This window comes from Actinosynnema sp. NPDC091369 (genome assembly GCF_044757065.1).
GTDB lineage: Bacteria > Actinomycetota > Actinomycetes > Mycobacteriales > Pseudonocardiaceae > Actinosynnema.
The window spans coordinates 178,246-194,645 of sequence record NZ_JBIVUG010000013.1; the positions used below are offsets into that span (position 1 = coordinate 178,246).

The 16,400-nt window shown below is 71.7% G+C and carries 12 protein-coding genes; 4 read left to right on the forward strand and 8 right to left on the reverse strand.

The window, feature by feature from the left end; translation table 11 throughout:
- Positions 1–135 precede the first annotated feature (135 nt).
- From ACIQMJ_RS34255 to ACIQMJ_RS34290, 8 genes are all read right to left on the reverse strand, one after another.
- The gene (locus tag ACIQMJ_RS34255) at positions 136–1,095 is read right to left on the reverse strand and encodes a LysR family transcriptional regulator (RefSeq protein ID WP_499765139.1); all 960 of its coding nucleotides are present in this window, start codon (positions 1,093–1,095) and stop codon (positions 136–138) included.
- Positions 1,096–1,204: 109 nt separating this feature from the next.
- Positions 1,205–1,519 carry a putative quinol monooxygenase gene (locus ACIQMJ_RS34260; RefSeq protein ID WP_499765140.1) on the reverse strand — a complete coding sequence of 105 codons (315 nt, stop codon included), beginning with the start codon at positions 1,517–1,519 and terminating at the stop codon, positions 1,205–1,207.
- A gap of 52 nt (positions 1,520–1,571) precedes the next feature.
- On the reverse strand, positions 1,572–1,892 hold the full coding sequence (locus ACIQMJ_RS34265; protein ID WP_499765141.1) for an STAS domain-containing protein: 321 nt from the start codon (positions 1,890–1,892) through the stop codon (positions 1,572–1,574).
- Entirely contained in the window at positions 1,889–3,940 is a 2,052-nt protein-coding gene (gene glgX, locus ACIQMJ_RS34270; protein ID WP_499765142.1) for a glycogen debranching protein GlgX, read from the reverse strand. The genes ACIQMJ_RS34265 and glgX overlap by 4 nt, the downstream gene beginning before the upstream one ends.
- Positions 3,937–5,748, reverse strand: coding sequence for an AGE family epimerase/isomerase (locus ACIQMJ_RS34275; protein ID WP_499765143.1), 1,812 nt, complete (start codon positions 5,746–5,748; stop codon positions 3,937–3,939). Before ACIQMJ_RS34275 ends, glgX begins: the two co-directional genes overlap by 4 nt.
- Positions 5,738–6,382 (reverse strand): DJ-1/PfpI family protein, encoded by a 645-nt coding sequence (locus ACIQMJ_RS34280; RefSeq protein WP_499765144.1) that lies wholly within the window; start codon positions 6,380–6,382, stop codon positions 5,738–5,740. Before ACIQMJ_RS34280 ends, ACIQMJ_RS34275 begins: the two co-directional genes overlap by 11 nt.
- Positions 6,379–7,989 carry a thiamine pyrophosphate-binding protein gene (locus tag ACIQMJ_RS34285; protein ID WP_499765145.1) on the reverse strand — a complete coding sequence of 537 codons (1,611 nt, stop codon included), beginning with the start codon at positions 7,987–7,989 and terminating at the stop codon, positions 6,379–6,381. Before ACIQMJ_RS34285 ends, ACIQMJ_RS34280 begins: the two co-directional genes overlap by 4 nt.
- A gap of 37 nt (positions 7,990–8,026) precedes the next feature.
- Positions 8,027–8,851 (reverse strand): type 1 glutamine amidotransferase domain-containing protein, encoded by an 825-nt coding sequence (locus ACIQMJ_RS34290; protein ID WP_499765146.1) that lies wholly within the window; start codon positions 8,849–8,851, stop codon positions 8,027–8,029.
- 239 nt (positions 8,852–9,090) lie between these two features.
- Between ACIQMJ_RS34290 and ACIQMJ_RS34295 the strand changes: the two genes are divergently transcribed.
- From ACIQMJ_RS34295 to glgB, 4 genes are read left to right on the forward strand one after another with little or no spacing between them, the layout of a single operon-like run.
- Positions 9,091–11,082, forward strand: a complete 1,992-nt coding sequence (locus ACIQMJ_RS34295) for a maltotransferase domain-containing protein (protein WP_499765147.1) — start codon at positions 9,091–9,093, stop codon at positions 11,080–11,082.
- A 4-nt stretch (positions 11,083–11,086) separates the two neighbouring features.
- Positions 11,087–12,856, forward strand: a complete 1,770-nt coding sequence (gene treS / locus ACIQMJ_RS34300) for a maltose alpha-D-glucosyltransferase (RefSeq protein WP_499765148.1) — start codon at positions 11,087–11,089, stop codon at positions 12,854–12,856.
- Positions 12,853–14,115: a maltokinase N-terminal cap-like domain-containing protein gene (locus ACIQMJ_RS34305; RefSeq protein ID WP_499765149.1), complete on the forward strand. Its 1,263-nt coding sequence runs from the start codon at positions 12,853–12,855 to the stop codon at positions 14,113–14,115. The genes treS and ACIQMJ_RS34305 overlap by 4 nt, the downstream gene beginning before the upstream one ends.
- Positions 14,112–16,274 carry a 1,4-alpha-glucan branching protein GlgB gene (gene glgB / locus ACIQMJ_RS34310; protein WP_499765150.1) on the forward strand — a complete coding sequence of 721 codons (2,163 nt, stop codon included), beginning with the start codon at positions 14,112–14,114 and terminating at the stop codon, positions 16,272–16,274. Before ACIQMJ_RS34305 ends, glgB begins: the two co-directional genes overlap by 4 nt.
- Positions 16,275–16,400: the final 126 nt, after the last annotated feature.

The following is a 16,400-nucleotide window of genomic DNA, read 5'->3' on the forward strand; positions in this document are numbered from 1 at the left end:
CCCCCCCGCCCCCCCCGGCCCCCCCCCCGCCGCCCCCCCCCCCCCCCCCCCCGGCGCCGCCCCCCCCCCCCCCCCGCGGGGGGGCGGGGGGGGGGCCCCCCCCCCCCCCGCCGCGCCCCCCCCCCCGCGACGGGATCAGCCGGCCAGGCTTTCGGCGCTCGCCCGCGGACCGATCCGGGTGATCCCGGGCTCGGGCGAGTCGGCGACCGGGGACACCCCCGCCAGCTCCGCCACGACGGCGACGAACTCCAGCACCGCCGCGTTGGCCGTGGCCGTCTGCCACCCGACCGCGACGCTCGTCGGCTCGGCGTCCAGCAGCGGTCGCCAGACCACGTCGGGGCGCGCGTAGAACTCGGCGATCGAACTGGGCACGATGCACACGCCCTGATCCGCGGCCACCTGCTCGAGCAGTTCCTCGACGTTGTCGTTGGCCGGGCCCCACACCGGTTCGGAGCCGTCCGGCCGGGGGAACACGCCCCACCAGTCCACCCACTCCTCGGACGCGCGCCGGGCCCGCGGGATCGGCTCGCCCCGCAGGTCGGCCAGCACCACGCTGCGCCGGTTCGCCAACCGGTGCGTGGCGGCCACGCCGACCATGCGCCGTTGCGTGGCCACCGTCCTCGTGCTCAGACCGGTCAGATCGGCGGGCTGCCAGATGAACGCGACGTCCACCTCCCCCTTGCGCAGGGCCGCGGCCTCGCCACCCCAGTCGAGCCGCTTGGCCTCGACCGTCGCACCGGGGCAACGCTCGGAGAACACGGCCCTGGCCCTGGTGCCGAGCCTGCCCGCGCCCGTGGCGACGAAACCGAGCCGCAGCACCGTCGTCGCCCGCGACCCGGCGGCGCGGGCCGCGGTGTGCATCGTCTCCCAGTCCGCGATCAGCTTGCGCGCGCTGTCCAGCATCGACCGGCCAGCCGGGGTCAACCCGACCTCCGGTTCGCGGGTGAACAGGGGTTCGCGCAGCTCGTTCTCCAGGTGGCGGATCGCGCGGCTGATCGCGGGCTGGGAGACGAACAGCCGTTCCGCGGCCCTGGTGAAGCTCAACTCCTCGGCCACGGCGACGAAGTACCTCAACGTGCGTGTCCCGACGTCCATGCGAGCCCCTCTGCCACTAGCCGCCCCATTACGGAGCGACACCCCCAAGGTCCTGCACAGTGACGGTAGGGTTCGTTCCCTACCGAGTCAAGGCGCTCGCACACCGCCCTCAGACGCCTGGATACGGGCTTTCCACGCTGAGCATCCGGACCTCCACGTCCCGCTCGAGGTAGCGCATCCGGTGCTCCATGAACGAGGCCATGTACGGCTGCGCGAGGTGGCGGTCGACGTCCACCTGCGACCGCCACGCCTCGAAGAACACCAGGACAGCCGGGTCCTCGCGGTCCTGGCCGACTCGGAACTCCAGGCACCCCTCCTCCCCGCGCGCCCGCGCGGAGATGGACAGCAGGATCGCCTTGAGCTCCTCGGCCTCATCGGGCTTGGCGTGGGCGATCCCCACCACGGCGTACGGCTTGTCGGTCATCACTTCTCCTTCATCACGGGTGTCGGTACGCGTGCGGGCCGGAACCGGCCGGTCAGCGCCCCACGGGCTCCTGCATGACCACGCTCTGGTCGAGCCCGGTGAGCCGGATCGCGTTGGCGACCTCCGGTCGGGCGCCCACCAGCACGATCTCGACCTCCCGGCCCAATTGCTGGTGCGCGAGCAGCAGGCTGCGCAGCCCGGCCGACGACAGGTAGGTCAACTCGTCCAGCAGCAGCACCAGCCGGTGCGGCCGTTGCTCCGCGCACTCGGCGATCAGCTGGCTGAGCCGGCCGGCGGACTTCGCGTGCAGCTCGCCGCTGATCCGGATCGTCGCGGTGCCATCCTTGATGTGGATCTTCGGGCGGAAACTCATCGTTCCTCATCTCCTCGGCCTCGGGCCGTGAGCACGACCACCGACCTGGGCTCGACCCGGATCCGCTCCCGGTCGAGCCGCGGTTCGCGGCCGGGTTCGTTCACGTCCGCCGACGTGTCGGCGAACAGGTGCCAGGACGCGTCACCGGGCGGTTCGGGCAGTTCGAGCTCCACGCCCTCCCAGTGCGCGTTCGCGGCGACGTACACGTGGTCGTCGCCGAAACTGAGGGTGGCCGCGAACATCCTGCGGTCCGGCGACCAGTCCGGTTGCCCGGCGCTCGTGCCGTGCCAGGTGACGCCGGTCCGCTCGGCCAGGTGCGCGGGTTGCCGCAGCGCCGGGTGCGCGCGGCGGAAGGCGATGGCGCGGCGCGCGAACTCGAAGTCGCCGCGGTTGCGCTCCAGCAGCTCCCAGTCCACCCACGACACGGGACCGTCGTGGCAGTAGGCGTTGTTGTTGCCCCCCTGCGTGCGACCGAACTCGTCGCCCGCGAGCAGCATCGGGACGCCCTGGCTGGTCAGCAGCAGGAGCAGCGCGTTGCGCCGCTGCCTGCGCCGCAGCTCCAGCACGCCCGCGTCGTCGGTGTCGCCCTCGTGCCCGCAGTTCCACGAGTGGTTGGCGGACTCGCCGTCGCGGCCGTCCTCGCCGTTGGCCTCGTTGTGCTTGTCGTTGTAGGACACCAGGTCGGCCAGGGTGAACCCGTCGTGTGCGGTCACGAAGTTCACCGACGCGGCCGGCACGCGGTCGCCGTACAGGTCCGGCGAGCCGACGAACCGGGTCGCCATCTCACCGGCCACGCCCGGATCGCCCTTGAGGAACCGGCGCAGCGCGTCGCGGTAGCGCCCGTTCCACTCGGAGAACCGGCGGTAGCCGGGGAAGCTGCCGACCTGGTAGAGCCCGGCGGCATCCCACGCCTCGGCGATCAGCTTGCAGTCGCGCAGCACCGGATCCGCCGCCAGCGCCTCCACCAGCGGCGGGTCGACCAGCGGCACGCCGTCCCGCCCGCGGACCAGGATGGCGGCCAGGTCGAAGCGGAAGCCGTCGACGTGGTACTGCTCCACCCAGTAGCGCAGGCAGTCCAGCACGAACCCCCGCACCACCGGGTCGTTGCAGTTGAGCGTGTTCCCGGTGCCGCTGAAGTTGCGGTACCGGCCCTGCGGGTCCAGCAGGTAGAACGTGCGGTTGTCCAAGCCCCGGAAGGAGATCGTCGGCCCCAGCTCGTTGCCCTCGGCGGTGTGGTTGAACACCACGTCGAGGACGACCTCGATGCCCGCCAGGTGCAACTGCCGCACGAGTTCCTTGAACTCCGCGGGCGAACCGTAGGACGCCTTGGGGGCGAAGAAGCCGACCGTGCTGTAGCCCCAGTAGTTGTAGCGCCACTCCCCCGAGACGTCGTCGAACCGGGAGTTCTCCAGCTCGTCGAACTCGAACACCGGCAGCAGCTCGACGCAGTTGACGCCCAGCTCGCGCAGGTAGGGGATCTTCTCGATCAAACCGGCGAAGGTGCCGGGCCTCGCCACCCCGGACGAGGGGTGCCTGGTGAACCCGCGCACGTGCGCCTCGTAGATCACCAGGTCCTCGACCGGCAGTCGCGGTGCCAGGTCGCCGTGCCAGTCGAAGTCGTCGCGGACCACCCGGGCACGCCAGGTGGTCGAGGTGTAACCCTCGCGCCCCTCACCCCAGACCTCGCGGCCCGACAGCGCCTTGGCGTACGGGTCGACCAGGACCACGCCCGGGTCGAACCGGTGCCCGTGCTCGGGCTGGTGCGGGCCGTCCACTCGGTAGCCGTACTCGACGGCGTCGGGGTCGATGCCGTGCACCGTCATGGCGTAGACCGCACCGACCCGGAACTCCGGGGGGAACGGCAGCTCCGCCAGGGGTTCCCGTTCCCCCCTCCGGTAGAGGACGAGGGTGACGCCGGTGGCGTGGGTGGACGACACCGCGAAGTTCACGCCGCCCTCGACCGGGGTGGCGCCGAACGGCAGGAGCCGCCCGGCGCGCACTCGGAATCCCGCGATCCACCGCACGTCGTCGACCCGAGTCGCGGTCACGGGTCCTCCACGGGTGCCAGGTGGGCGCGCACGGTCACGTCGGACTCGGAGTCCGGCAGCCGCACCGTCATCGCCGCGGCGTCGAAGTCGGAGTACGGTCGCCCGTCCACCTCCACCCACTCCAGGCGCACCCGACCCGGCGGCAGCGCGTCCGGGGCCACCCGCAGCACCCGGTCGGCGAACCCGTCGGGCCGGGGCCGGAACCACAGCGTCAGCGGCTCGTCGGCGAGCAGGAGGTTCTCGTACACCGTGGCCAGGTACGCCAGCTCGGCCGCGTGGTACATGCTCATCGAGTGGCTTCCCTTGAGCCGCTCGGTGCCCAGCAGGTAGGGGTGTCCGTCGGCCAGGACGTTGAAGTAGACGCCGCCCTCGTCGTGGTCCAGGAAGAAGGCGTTGTAGAAGGCCGCCGCCTCCCGGCCGTGCCGCCGGAACTCCGCGTCGCCGGTGGTGCCGGCGAGGATCAGGTAGGCCAGGATCGCCTGCTCCTGCTGCCACCACGCCTTGCGGTCGTGCCACACCAGCCGGTGCCGCGCGGGGTCACCCGACGACATCCGCTGCACCACGTCGTACCAGCCGCCGCGCCGCCGGTCGCTGCCCACGTCCGGCATGGTCCGGGCGAGCCGGTCCGCCAGCTCGGTGTAGGACCGCTTGGGCCTGATCGCGTTCATCCTGGTCAGGTTCCAGGCGATCTTCATGTTGTGGCCGACCACCGCGCGGTCCTGCTGCCACCCGTAGGTGCGGTCCGGTGACCAGTCGCCGTGGAACCGCTCCTGCACGAACGGCGACGCCGGGTCCGCGAAGTGCTCGACGATGAGGTCGAAGGTCTCCTCCAGCATCCTCGCGTGCCGCTCCTCGCCGGTGGCCAGGTAGAGGTTGATCAGGTACGCGGGCGCGTGGTCGCCGATGGAGTTCCAGTTCTTGCGCGATTGGTTCGGCCCCAGCGAGTCGTGGTGCGGGCTGAGCAGGATCGGGTCGACGTGCGAGTAGTAGCCGCCGCGCACCGGGTCGCGGAAGAACCGCTCGAACATCCGCAGCGTCCCGTCGATGTCGCCGGCGATGCGCGGGTCGCCGGTGACGCGGTAGGTCTGCGTCGGGCCGACCAGCGCGTAGATCTGCTCGTAGGCCGGGATCGCCTGGTAGTCGTCGCTGAACTCCGAGGTGAACGACTTGGACTCGACGCCGTCGCGCACGTCGATGCCGTGGTACCAGTACACGACGTCCTCGTCGCGGTCGACGAACCGCATGTGCTCGCGCAGGTACTCGGTGCCCCGCTCCGCCACGCCGAGGAAGTCCTCGTCGCCGCTGAGCATGTACGCGGTCGCCATCCCGTAGACCAGCCGGGAGATGGTGTCGGTCTCCTGCCGGTAGTCGTCGGCCTTGTCACCGCCGAGCCGCAGCACGGTCCGGTAGTCGGTGTAGTCCACCGGGTCGGCCGTGCCGAACTGCGCCCGGCGGTAGAACCGCGCCAGCTCGGTGAGCTGGCGCGGCCACCACCCGGGTTCCTCGAAGCGGTACTGGTCGGGCCCTTCGCCCAGCAGCACGAGGCGCTTCGCGTCGAACCCCGAGTCGGGGTAGCGCAGGCCGTAGACGAACAGGTGCCGCCCCGGGACCAGGAGCTCGGTCAGCCGATGCGTGGCACCCACCGGCGGCTCGCCGAGGTTGCGGACGAACTCGGCGTAGGTGTTCTCGTCGACCACGGCGCGCACCGGCCGGTCGTCGCTGGTGCGCAGGTCGAGCAGGCCGCGCTCGGCGTCGAACGCCGTCACGTACCCCGCGACCAGGTCGGAGGACGGCACGTCAGCGGCCATGACCCGCCCCCCGGAACAAGCGGCGCCTGCTGCGCGGAGCGCGTGCCGCGACGAGGTCGATCAGCGTGCGGGCGAACAGGTGGCAGGTGTCGCCGCTGCGGCCCGTCACCAGGTCACCGTCGACCACCACGTGCTGGTCGGTGTAGACGGCGCCCATGTTGCGCACGTCGCTGATCAGGTTGTTGTGGCAGGTGACCCGGCGGCCCCGGACCACCTCGGCGATGGGGGCGACGAGCCACATGCCGTGGCAGATGATCCCCTTGAGCACGTCGGGCGACTCGAACGCCCGGCGCAGCAGCCGCACGGCCGGGGCCTGCCCGGCCACGTCCTCGCTGTAGCGCAGCCGGTCGGAGACCATGCCGGAGGGCACGATCAGCGCGTCGAACTCGCGCAGCCGCTCGTCGTCCACAGCTTCCAGGTCACCGTCGACGGTGCGCGGGATGCGGTACTCATGACCGGTGAAGGTCAGCGATTCCTGGCCCCACAGCCGGGTCAGGAACTCGACCCGGGCGCCCTCCTCGGCGAACCTGCGCTCGTAGTACAGGATCTCCGGTTCGAAGTAGTCGGTCTCCATCAGGATCGCGATGGTGCGGCCGGCCAGCCGGCCGTCCTCGCGCAGCGGCAGGTCGTTCACGTGGTCACCAGGTCCACCAGGAAGGGCCCGTCGTGGGCCAGCATGCGCCGCACCGCGTCCGGGACCTGGCCGGGCTCGGTGACCCGGACGCCGGGCACGCCCAGGCTGTGTGCCAGCTCCACGAAGCCGATCTCGGGCCGGGACAGGTCGAACGGGTCGGGGTACTCGTGCGGCGCGATCCCGCTGGTCCGCCAGTACTGCTCGATGTTGAGGTCGAGCAGCTGGTAGCGGTGGTTGTTGCAGATGACGAACTTGGCCGACACGCCCAGCCGGGCCGCGGTCCACAGCGCCTGGATGGTGTACATGCTGCCGCCGTCACCGGTGAACCCGACGACCTCGGCGTCCGGGCGGGCCATCTTGGACCCGATGGCGCCGGGGATGCCGATGCCCAGCGACCCGCCGCGGGTGGCGAAGTAGTTCCCGGCGCGGCGCGGCGGCAGGTACTTCGTCATGGCGGGCGAGGCGGTCAACGCCTCGTCCCACACGACGAGGTCCTCACCCGCCTGGGCGGCCAGCTCCGAGGCGAACACCTCCATCAGCGGCGCGTCCGCGGCGGGCGTGGGCCGCCGCCACTCCCCCGACCACGCCGGCGCGGCGCGACCGGTGGTCATCAGGCGGTCGGCGAGGGCCTTGAGGGTGGGCTTGGGGTCGGCGGCCAGCGCGATGTCCACCGGGAAGTTCTTGGCCACCTCGTAGGTGTCCAGGTCGACGTGGACGAGCGTGGCGTCGGCCCGGAACGGGCTGTCCAGCAGCGGGAACACCTCGGGGAAGACGTAGGTGCCGACGATCAGCACCACGTCCGCGTCCGCCACCAGGCGGGCGCTGTTCTCGCCGAACATGTGGCCCGCCTGTCCCCGCCACAGCGGGTGGGCGTTGTCCATGTTCACCTCGGAGGAGTCGACACCCCACACCGGGGCGTCGAGCAGCTCCGCGACGCGGGTCAGCTCGGCCTGCGCGCCGGAGATCGACACGCCGTCACCCAGCAGCACCACCGGCGCCTTCGCGCCGGCGAGGGCGGCGGCCGCCCGGTCCAGGTCCGCGGGGACCGGGACGACCGCCTGGCTCGGGATGGTGCTGGGCACGGCGGGTTCGGTGGTGACCGCGTCGAGCACGTCCATGGGCAGGGCGACGAAGACGGGACCGCGCGGCACGGTCATCGCCGTCTTCACCGCCCGCCGCAGGGTGCGCAGCAGCGAGCCGGGGTGGGTGACCCGGGTGGCCCACTTGGTGACCGGGCGCGCCATCGCCACCAGGTCGGCCGCCATCTGCGAGTCCATCGCCTCATAGGCGACGCCGGCCTCGCCGGCGATCACCACCAGCGGCGAGTGACCGCGCATGGCCTGGTACAGCATGCCGATGCCGTTGCCCAGGCCCACCCCGGTGTGCAACTGGACCAGGGCGGGGGCGGCGAGCGTCCTGGCGTAGCCGTCGGCGATGCCCACGGCCACCGTCTCTTGCAGAGCGAGCACGTACTCGAAGCCCGGTACTCCTTCGAGCACGTCCAGGAAACCTTCTTCGACAGTGCCCGGATTACCGAACATCCGCGTGATGCCATCCGCCGCGAACTGCTCGAAGATGGCGACCTTACCCGGCCGTGCTGCGGTCATCACCGATTTCCCTTCCGGATTTATCCGATTAGCCCGACTACCAGCCGAATCGACGGAGCCCGTTTTCGAGGACCTCGACCAGCTTCTCCCCGGCGAGGAACGAGTCGGGGGTCGACCGGGCGGTGATGAACGGGTAGTCGACGATCACCGACACCTCCTTGCCGACGTTGCCGTGGTAGCGGCCGTCGGGACCGGTGGCGTCGCGCAGGATGTACTCCAGCGGGTACGGCGGCGGGCCCATGTTGAAGTCGACGCCGATGAACCCGGTGCCGTCCTTGTAGTCGTACTCCTTGCAGTGACCGGTGACGTGCTTGCCCCAGATGATGCTCTCGCGGTCCTCCCAGTCGCGGGCGAAGGCCAGCGGCGCGACGCCGTAGCACTCACCGACGATGGGCTTGTCGGCGCGGTAGAACGCGAGGATCAACTCGTGCAGCCTGCCGTTGTTGGCGAGGTCCACGATCGGGCCGCTGCCGCCGACGATCACCAGCGCGTCGTACTGCTTGATGTCGTCGTCGAGGTGGGCCAGCTCGCGGTGGTACGCCTCGATCTTGCGCAGGAAGTCCGGCTCCGCGTTGTACGGGCGCTCCGGGATCCACTCCGCCAGGCTGATCGGGTTGTCGAGCCGGCTCGACTCGTCGAGCTCCTTGGCCGCGACCGCCACCTCCGGCGTGGTCACCGACCGGCCCAGGGGCGGGTCGATGTAGCCGGGGTCCAGGCTCGGCGGCAGTGCCCGGGCCCGCGCGCCGGTCGGCGTCGCGAACACCGACTGGTACCCCTTCTCGTCGAAGCTGACCACCGGGCCGAGCAACTCCTCGCCCCAGTAGCCGAATTCCGACAGAACGATCAGGATTTTCTTCGACATCGTTTCTCCAGCCTGTCGAACAGAGCGTGGTCGGCATTCGAGTGCCTGCCGCAACTTCACCAAGCCGGCGGCCTCCGGACAAGGCGGCCAACCACTGCCGGACTGACTTCGGCAAGTCCGGTGCCGCTATCGGGTACTCCGTGAGGTGATCCTCGACCTAACGCGACATAGCTGCGTCGAGGTGAATCCGACGCATCCTGCGGCATCGTGGTTTCGATCCTGGCGAAAGGACGGCTGCGATGTCCGGCCGAATCTACATCGAAGACGTGGCACCGGTTGTCACGTGCGGGAGGTATCCCGCGAAGGCCGTGGCGGGGGAACACGTACCCGTGACGGCCACCATCTGGCGAGAGGGGCACGACGCCGCGGGGGCGACCGTCGTCTGGCGGGGACCCGGTGACCGCCGGGCCCGGCTGTCCCACCTGGAACTGGTGGACGCGGGCGCCGACCGGTGGGCCGCGACCATCGTCCCCGACCGGCCCGGGCAGTGGACGTTCCGGGTCGACGCCTGGTCCGCGCCGTGGACCACCTGGGAGAACGCGGTGCGGGCCAAGCTCGCGGCGGGTCAGGACGGCACGGAGCTGGCCAACGACTTCGCCGAGGGCGTCGACCTGCTGCGCCGTGCCGCCCGGGGCCGACGCGCCGCGGCCGACCGCCGGGCGCTGCTGGAGGCGGCGGACGCGCTGGCCGACCACACCCGGCCCGCCGCCCTCCGCGCCGCCGCGGCGCTCGGCGAACCGGTCGCCCGGGTGATGCGCGACAACCCGATCCGCGAGCTGCTGACCAGGGGGACCACGTACCACCTGTGGGTCGACCGCACGCGCGCCCTGTTCGGCTCCTGGTACGAGTTCTTCCCGCGCTCCACCGGCGGGCTGGACGCCGAGGGCAGGCCGGTGCACGGCACGTTCGCCACGGCCGCCGCCGCGCTGGACCGCATCGCGGCGATGGGCTTCGACGTGGTGTACCTGCCGCCGATCCACCCGATCGGCACAGTGCACCGCAAGGGCCGCGACAACTCGCTGACCGCGCTGCCCGGCGACGTCGGCTCCCCGTGGGCGATCGGCTCGGCCGAGGGCGGTCACGACGCCGTGCACCCGCAGCTGGGCTCCCTCGCGGACTTCAAGAGCTTCGTCGAGCGGGCGCGCGAGCTGCGGCTGGAGGTCGCGCTGGATCTGGCGCTCCAGTGCGCTCCGGACCACCCTTGGGTGCGGGAGCACCCGGAGTGGTTCACCACCCGGCCCGACGGCACCATCGCCTACGCGGAGAACCCGCCGAAGAAGTACCAGGACATCTACCCGCTCGACTTCGACAACGACCCGGAGGGGTTGCGCCACGAGGTGCTGCGGGTGGTGCGCCACTGGATCGCCCTGGGCGTGCGGATCTTCCGGGTCGACAACCCGCACACCAAGCCGCCGGACTTCTGGCACTGGCTGCTGCGCGAGGTCAAGCGCACCGACCCGGACGTGGTGTTCCTGTCGGAGGCGTTCACCCGACCGGCGAGGCTGCACGGGTTGGCCCGGCTGGGCTTCGACCAGAGCTACACCTACTTCACCTGGCGCGACACCAAGCGGGAGCTGACGGAGTTCGGGCTCGACCTCGTCGCCCACGCGCACGAGACCAGGCCCAACCTGTTCGTCACCACACCGGACATCCTGCCGCTGAGCCTGCAACGCGGGCTGCCCGCGATGTCCGCGCTGCGCGCCGCGCTGGCCGCCACCCTGTCCCCGACGTGGGGCGTGTACTCCGGGTTCGAGCTGCACGAGCACGAGCCGCGCGAACCGGGCGGCGAGGAGCACGCCAACTCGGAGAAGTACGAGCTGCGCCACCGCGACTACGCGGCCGCGCTGGCCGAGGGCCGCTCGCTGGAGCCGTGGCTGGCCAGGCTCAACCAGGTCCGCCGCGCGCACCCCGCCCTCCGGCAACTGCGCGACCTCCGTTTCCACGAGGTCGACAACGAGGCGTTGATCGCCTACTCCAAGACCGACCCGGGCACCGGTGACACGGTCGTCTGCGTGGTCAACCTCGACCCCCACAGCCCTCAGCAGGGCACCCTGCGCCTGGACCTCGCCGCCCTCGGGCGCGGCGAGGAGGACCGGTTCGCCGCCCACGACGAGGTGACCGGTCAGACGTGGCGCTGGGGGCAGAGCAACTTCGTCCGGCTGGACCCGGCCGTCGCGGTGGCGCACATCGTCGACATCGGCCGGGCCGCCGGTCCGAGCACAGGAGCGTGACCCGATGTCCGACGACTGGTTCAAGCGCGCGGTGTTCTACGAGGTGCTGGTCAGCGCGTTCGTCGACTCCAACGAGGACGGTTTCGGCGACCTGCCCGGCCTCACCGCGTCACTGGACTACCTCCAGTGGCTCGGCGTGGACTGCCTCTGGTTACCGCCGTTCTACGCCTCGCCCCTGCGCGACGGCGGCTACGACATCAGCGACTTCCGGGCCGTGCGCGAGGAGTTCGGCCGGGTGGAGGACTTCCAGGAGCTGCTGGACGAGGCGCACCGGCGCGGGATGAGGGTGATCATCGACCTGGTCATGAACCACACCTCCGACGCGCACACGTGGTTCCAGCAGTCCCGGAGCGACCCCGACGGCCCCTTCGGCGACTTCTACGTCTGGAGCGACACCGACGAGCGGTACGAGGACGCGCGGATCATCTTCGTCGACACCGAGACCTCGAACTGGACCTACGACCCGGTGCGCGGCCAGTTCTACTGGCACCGGTTCTTCTCCCACCAGCCGGACCTGAACTACGACAACCCCGCGGTGCAGACGGCGATGCTGGACGTGCTGCGGTTCTGGCTGAACCTGGGCATCGACGGGTTCCGGCTGGACGCGGTGCCCTACCTGTTCGAGCGGGAGGGCACCAACTGCGAGAACCTGGGCGAGACCCACGACTTCCTCAAGCTCGTGCGCAAGGTCGTGGACGACGAGTACCCCGGACGCGTCCTGCTCGCCGAGGCCAACCAGTGGCCCGCGGACGTCGCGGACTACTTCGGCGACCACGGCGTCGGCGGCGACGAGTGCCACATGGCGTTCCACTTCCCGCTGATGCCGCGGCTGTTCATGGCGCTGCGGCAGGAGAGCAGCCGCCCGGTCTCGGAGATCCTGGCGCAGACGCCCGCGATCCCGTCCGGCGCGCAGTGGGGCATCTTCCTGCGCAACCACGACGAGCTGACGCTGGAGATGGTCACCGACGAGGAACGCGACTACATGTACGCCGAGTACGCCAGGGACCCGCGGATGAAGGCCAACATCGGCATCCGGCGCAGGCTGGCGCCGCTGGTCGACAACGACCGCAACCAGATGGAGCTGCTGACCGCTCTGCTGCTGTCGCTGCCCGGCTCGCCGGTCCTGTACTACGGCGACGAGATCGGCATGGGTGACAACATCTGGCTCAACGACCGGGACGGCGTGCGCACACCGATGCAGTGGTCCCCGGACCGCAACGCCGGGTTCTCCAGAGCGGACCCGGGCAAGTTGCACCTGCCGGTGGTCAGCGACGTCGTCTACGGCTACCAGACGGTCAACGTCGAGGCGCAGCGCGAGGCCCCGATGTCGTTGCTGAACTGGACGCGCCGGATGCTCCAGGTGCGCCGGGAGCACGAGGTGTTCGGCATCGGCGACTTCGCCGAGCAGACGGTGTCCAACGCCGCCGTGCTGGCGTACACCCGCTACAGCGACACCGGCGCGGTGCTCTGCGTGTTCAACTTCTCGCGGTTCCCGCAGCCGGTGGAGATCGAGCTGCCCGACCACGACGGCAGCACGCCGGTCGAGCTGACCGGCACCGTGGCGTTCCCCCGGGTGACCGACGGGCGCTACCACGTGACCCTGCCCGGCCACGGCTTCTTCTGGTTCGAGCTGGTACCCGCCGACGCCCCCGCCCCGCACGAGGGGCCGGACGCCGAGGAGGCGGTGCGGCTCCAGGAGACGCTCACCCAGCACGAGGCGCCGGAGCCCTCGGGGCTCCAGGACGCGCCGGCGTCGTGGGGGTCGCTGCGATGAGCTCCACCCACGACACCACCCTGGACGACGCCCTGCTCCGCTGGCTGCCGCGGCAGCGCTGGTTCGCCCACCGCGCCCCGCGGTCGGCGCGCGTGGTGTGGCTGCGCACGCTGCTGACCGGTGACCCGGCGCTGACCCAGGCCCTCGTCCTCGTCGACGGCGAGCTGTACCAGGTGCTGCTCGGGCACCGGGCGCGCCCGCCGGAGCCACCGGCCGACGCCTGGATCTGCGACCGGGACGGGGTCGCGGTGTACGACGCGACCCGGGACCCGGAGCTGATGTCCCGGCTACCCGGCCTGCTGGGGTCGCGGCTGGTGCGGGAGCCGGGCGTGGGCGCGTTCGGCGACCTGCCCGCGAGGCTGATCACCACGGAGCAGAGCAACACCTCTGTGGTGTACGGCGAGCGGTACATCCTCAAGCTGTTCCGCAGGCCCCGACCGGGTACGCACCCCGAGGTCGAACTGCACCGAACGCTGGCCTCGGCGGGCTGCGAGCACGTCGCCCGCCTGGTCGGCTCGGTGACCGAAGACCTCGGCGACGGGCCCACGACCCTGGCCCTGGTGCACGAGTTCCTGCCCGGCGCGGTGGACGCCTGGACGTTGGCCACCGCCGACGCGGCCCACGGGCACGCCTCCGACGCGTTCGTCGCGATGACCCGCGACCTGGGCCGGACCGTGGCGTCGGTGCACGCGGACCTGGCCCACGCCTTCGGCACCGCGACCGCTCCGCCCGACGTCGACCGGATGCACCGCAGGCTCACCGACGCGGTGGCCCGGGTGCCCGGGCTGGCGTCGTTCGAGGCACGGGTGCGCGCGGTGTTCGACCGGGCGGGGGATCGCACCACCGTCGTGCAGCGGGTGCACGGCGACCTGCACCTGGGGCAGGTGCTGCGCGCGGACGACCGCTGGACGCTGATCGACTTCGAGGGCGAGCCCAGTGCGCCTCTGGCCGACCGCAACGCGCTGCGCACCCCGTTGCAGGACGTGGCGTCGATGCTGCGCTCGTTCGACTACGCCGCGCACCACCGGGGGCTGGACGGCCCGGCCGAACGGGCGTGGGCGGCGCACGCGGTGGCCGCGTTCTGCGACGGCTACGCGGAGGTGCGGCCCGACCCGCGCGACGAACCCGCCCTGCTGTCGGCTCTGGAGCTGGACAAGGCCGTGTACGAGGTGGTCTACGAGGAGGCGCACCGTCCCGAGTGGACGGCGATACCGCTCGGCGCCATCACCCGACTGCTGGAAGGAAGTGATCTGCCGTGACCACCACCCTGACCGATCTCCTGCCCACGCGGGACGAGCTGGACCGGCTGCTGGTCGGCGATCACGACGACCCGCACCGCGTGCTGGGCGCGCACCCCGTGCCGGACCTGGGCACCGTCGTGCGCACGATCCAGCCCGGCGCGACCGCGGTGTGGCTGCTCACCGGCGGCGTGCGGCACCCGATGACCGCGGCCGGGCACGGCCTGTTCGCCACCGCCGTGGCCGACCCGGTCGAGGTGCACCGCTTCGAGGTGCACCGGCCCGGGAGCGTCGACGTGGTCGAGGACCCGTACCGCCGGCCGCCGACGATCGGGGCCGCCGACCTGGAGCTGATCGCCGCGGGCAGGCACGAGCGGCTGTGGGAGGTGCTGGGCGCGCACGTCCACCCCGACGGCGTGGCGTTCGCCGTGTGGGCGCCCAACGCCGCGGGGGTGCGCGTCGCGGGGGACTTCGACAGCTGGTCGGGCCGCGGCACGCCGATGCGGTCGCTGGGCGCTTCGGGGGTCTGGGAGCTGTTCGTGCCCGGCGTCCGGCCCGGCTGCCGGTACAAGTTCCGCGTGCTGGCAGCCGACGGGTCCTGGCACGAGCACGCCGACCCGCTGGCGTTCGCCACCGAGGTCCCGCCCGCCAACGCCTCGGTGGTGACGGTCCCGGAGCACGAGTGGCACGACGCGGAGTGGCTGGCGCGGCGCGCCGGGACCGACTGGCGGAACGCGCCGATGAGCGTGTACGAGGTGCACCTGGGCTCGTGGCGGCGCGGCCTGTCCTACCGGGAGCTGGCGGAGGAGCTGACGGCGTACGCGGTGGAGATGGGCTTCACGCACGTGGAGTTCCTACCCGTCACCGAGCACCCCTTCGGGGGATCCTGGGGCTACCAGACGACCTCGTACTTCGCGCCCACCAGCCGGTTCGGCTCGCCCGACGACTTCCGCCACCTGGTGGACCGGCTGCACGCCGCAGGCGTCGGGGTGATCCTGGACTGGGTGCCCGCGCACTTCCCGAAGGACTCCTGGGGCCTGGCGCGCTTCGACGGCACGGCGCTGTACGAGCACGCCGACCCCCGTCGTGGCGAGCACCCCGACTGGGGCACCTACGTGTTCGACGTCGGGCGCGCCGAGGTGCGCAACTTCCTGGTCGCCTCCGCGCTGTTCTGGCTGTCGGAGATGCACGTGGACGGGCTGCGCGTCGACGCGGTGGCCTCCATGCTGTACCGGGACTACTCGCGGCGCGACGGCGAGTGGGTGCCCAACGCCCAGGGCGGCCGGGAGGACTTCGAGTCGGTGGAGTTCCTGCGGGAGCTGACCTCCGCCGTGCACCGGTCGCACCCCGGCGCGGTGGTGCTGGCGGAGGAGTCCACCACCTGGCCGGGCGTGACCGCGCCGGTGGCCGACGGCGGCCTGGGGTTCGACTTCAAGTGGAACATGGGGTGGATGCACGACACGCTGGAGTACCTCGCCCACGACCCGATCGACCGGGCCGCGCGCCACGGGGTGATCACGTTCTCGGCGGAGTACGCCTGGAGCGAGCGCTACCTCCTGCCGCTGTCACACGACGAGGTCGTGCACGGCAAGGGATCGCTGTGGCGGCGGATGCCGGGTGACGACCGGCGGCGCGCGGCGGGGTTGCGCGGTCTGCTGGCCTACATGTGGGCGCACCCGGGCAGGAAACTGCTGTTCATGGGCGGCGAGTTCGGCCAACCCCCGGAGTGGGACGCGGACGCCTCGCTCGGCTGGGAGCTGCTCGACGGCCCGGGCGGTGCGCACCACCGGGGCATCCAGCGCCTGGTCGCCGACATGAACGAGCACTACCGCCGAGACCCGGCGCTGCACGCGATGGACGACTCGCCCGAGGGCTTCGAGTGGATCACCGCCGACGACGCGGCCCACAACGTGCTCGCGTTCCTCCGCCTGAGCGGTGACGGCTCGGTTCTCGCATGCGTGGCGAACTTCGCCGGCGTGGCCCACGAGGACTACCCCATCGGGTTGCCCGTCGCGGGGCGGTGGCGGGAGGTGCTGAACTCGGAGGCGTTCCGGTATGGCGGGACGGACGGGGGGAACGGCGTGGTGACGGCCGGAGCGGGGCGGTGGCGCGACTGGCCCGCATCGGCGGTGCTGCGCCTGCCGGCCCTGGGGGTGGTGTGGCTGACCTTCGACCGGTGAACGGGCACCGAACCCGTCGGCGAAAGGCGAGGTCGAGCCTCGGACGAGCCGGATCAACCATGATCAGCGGGTGAGCTCTCGCGCCGGGATCGGGGCCGCGCCCCCGACCCCGCGCCGGGCGAGCCG

Excerpts from the sequence above, each read along its gene's own strand:
- ACIQMJ_RS34260 (WP_499765140.1), bottom strand. The coding sequence starts at position 1,519 with ATGACCGACAAGCCGTACGCCGTGGTGGGGATCGCCCACGCCAAGCCC.
- ACIQMJ_RS34290 (WP_499765146.1), bottom strand. The coding sequence starts at position 8,851 with ATGTCGAAGAAAATCCTGATCGTTCTGTCGGAATTCGGCTACTGGGGC.
- ACIQMJ_RS34275 (WP_499765143.1), bottom strand. The coding sequence starts at position 5,748 with ATGGCCGCTGACGTGCCGTCCTCCGACCTGGTCGCGGGGTACGTGACG.
- ACIQMJ_RS34265 (WP_499765141.1), bottom strand. The coding sequence starts at position 1,892 with ATGAGTTTCCGCCCGAAGATCCACATCAAGGATGGCACCGCGACGATC.
- ACIQMJ_RS34305 (WP_499765149.1), top strand. The coding sequence starts at position 12,853 with ATGAGCTCCACCCACGACACCACCCTGGACGACGCCCTGCTCCGCTGG.
- ACIQMJ_RS34255 (WP_499765139.1), bottom strand. The coding sequence starts at position 1,095 with ATGGACGTCGGGACACGCACGTTGAGGTACTTCGTCGCCGTGGCCGAG.
- ACIQMJ_RS34295 (WP_499765147.1), top strand. The coding sequence starts at position 9,091 with ATGTCCGGCCGAATCTACATCGAAGACGTGGCACCGGTTGTCACGTGC.
- ACIQMJ_RS34285 (WP_499765145.1), bottom strand. The coding sequence starts at position 7,989 with ATGACCGCAGCACGGCCGGGTAAGGTCGCCATCTTCGAGCAGTTCGCG.
- treS (WP_499765148.1), top strand. The coding sequence starts at position 11,087 with ATGTCCGACGACTGGTTCAAGCGCGCGGTGTTCTACGAGGTGCTGGTC.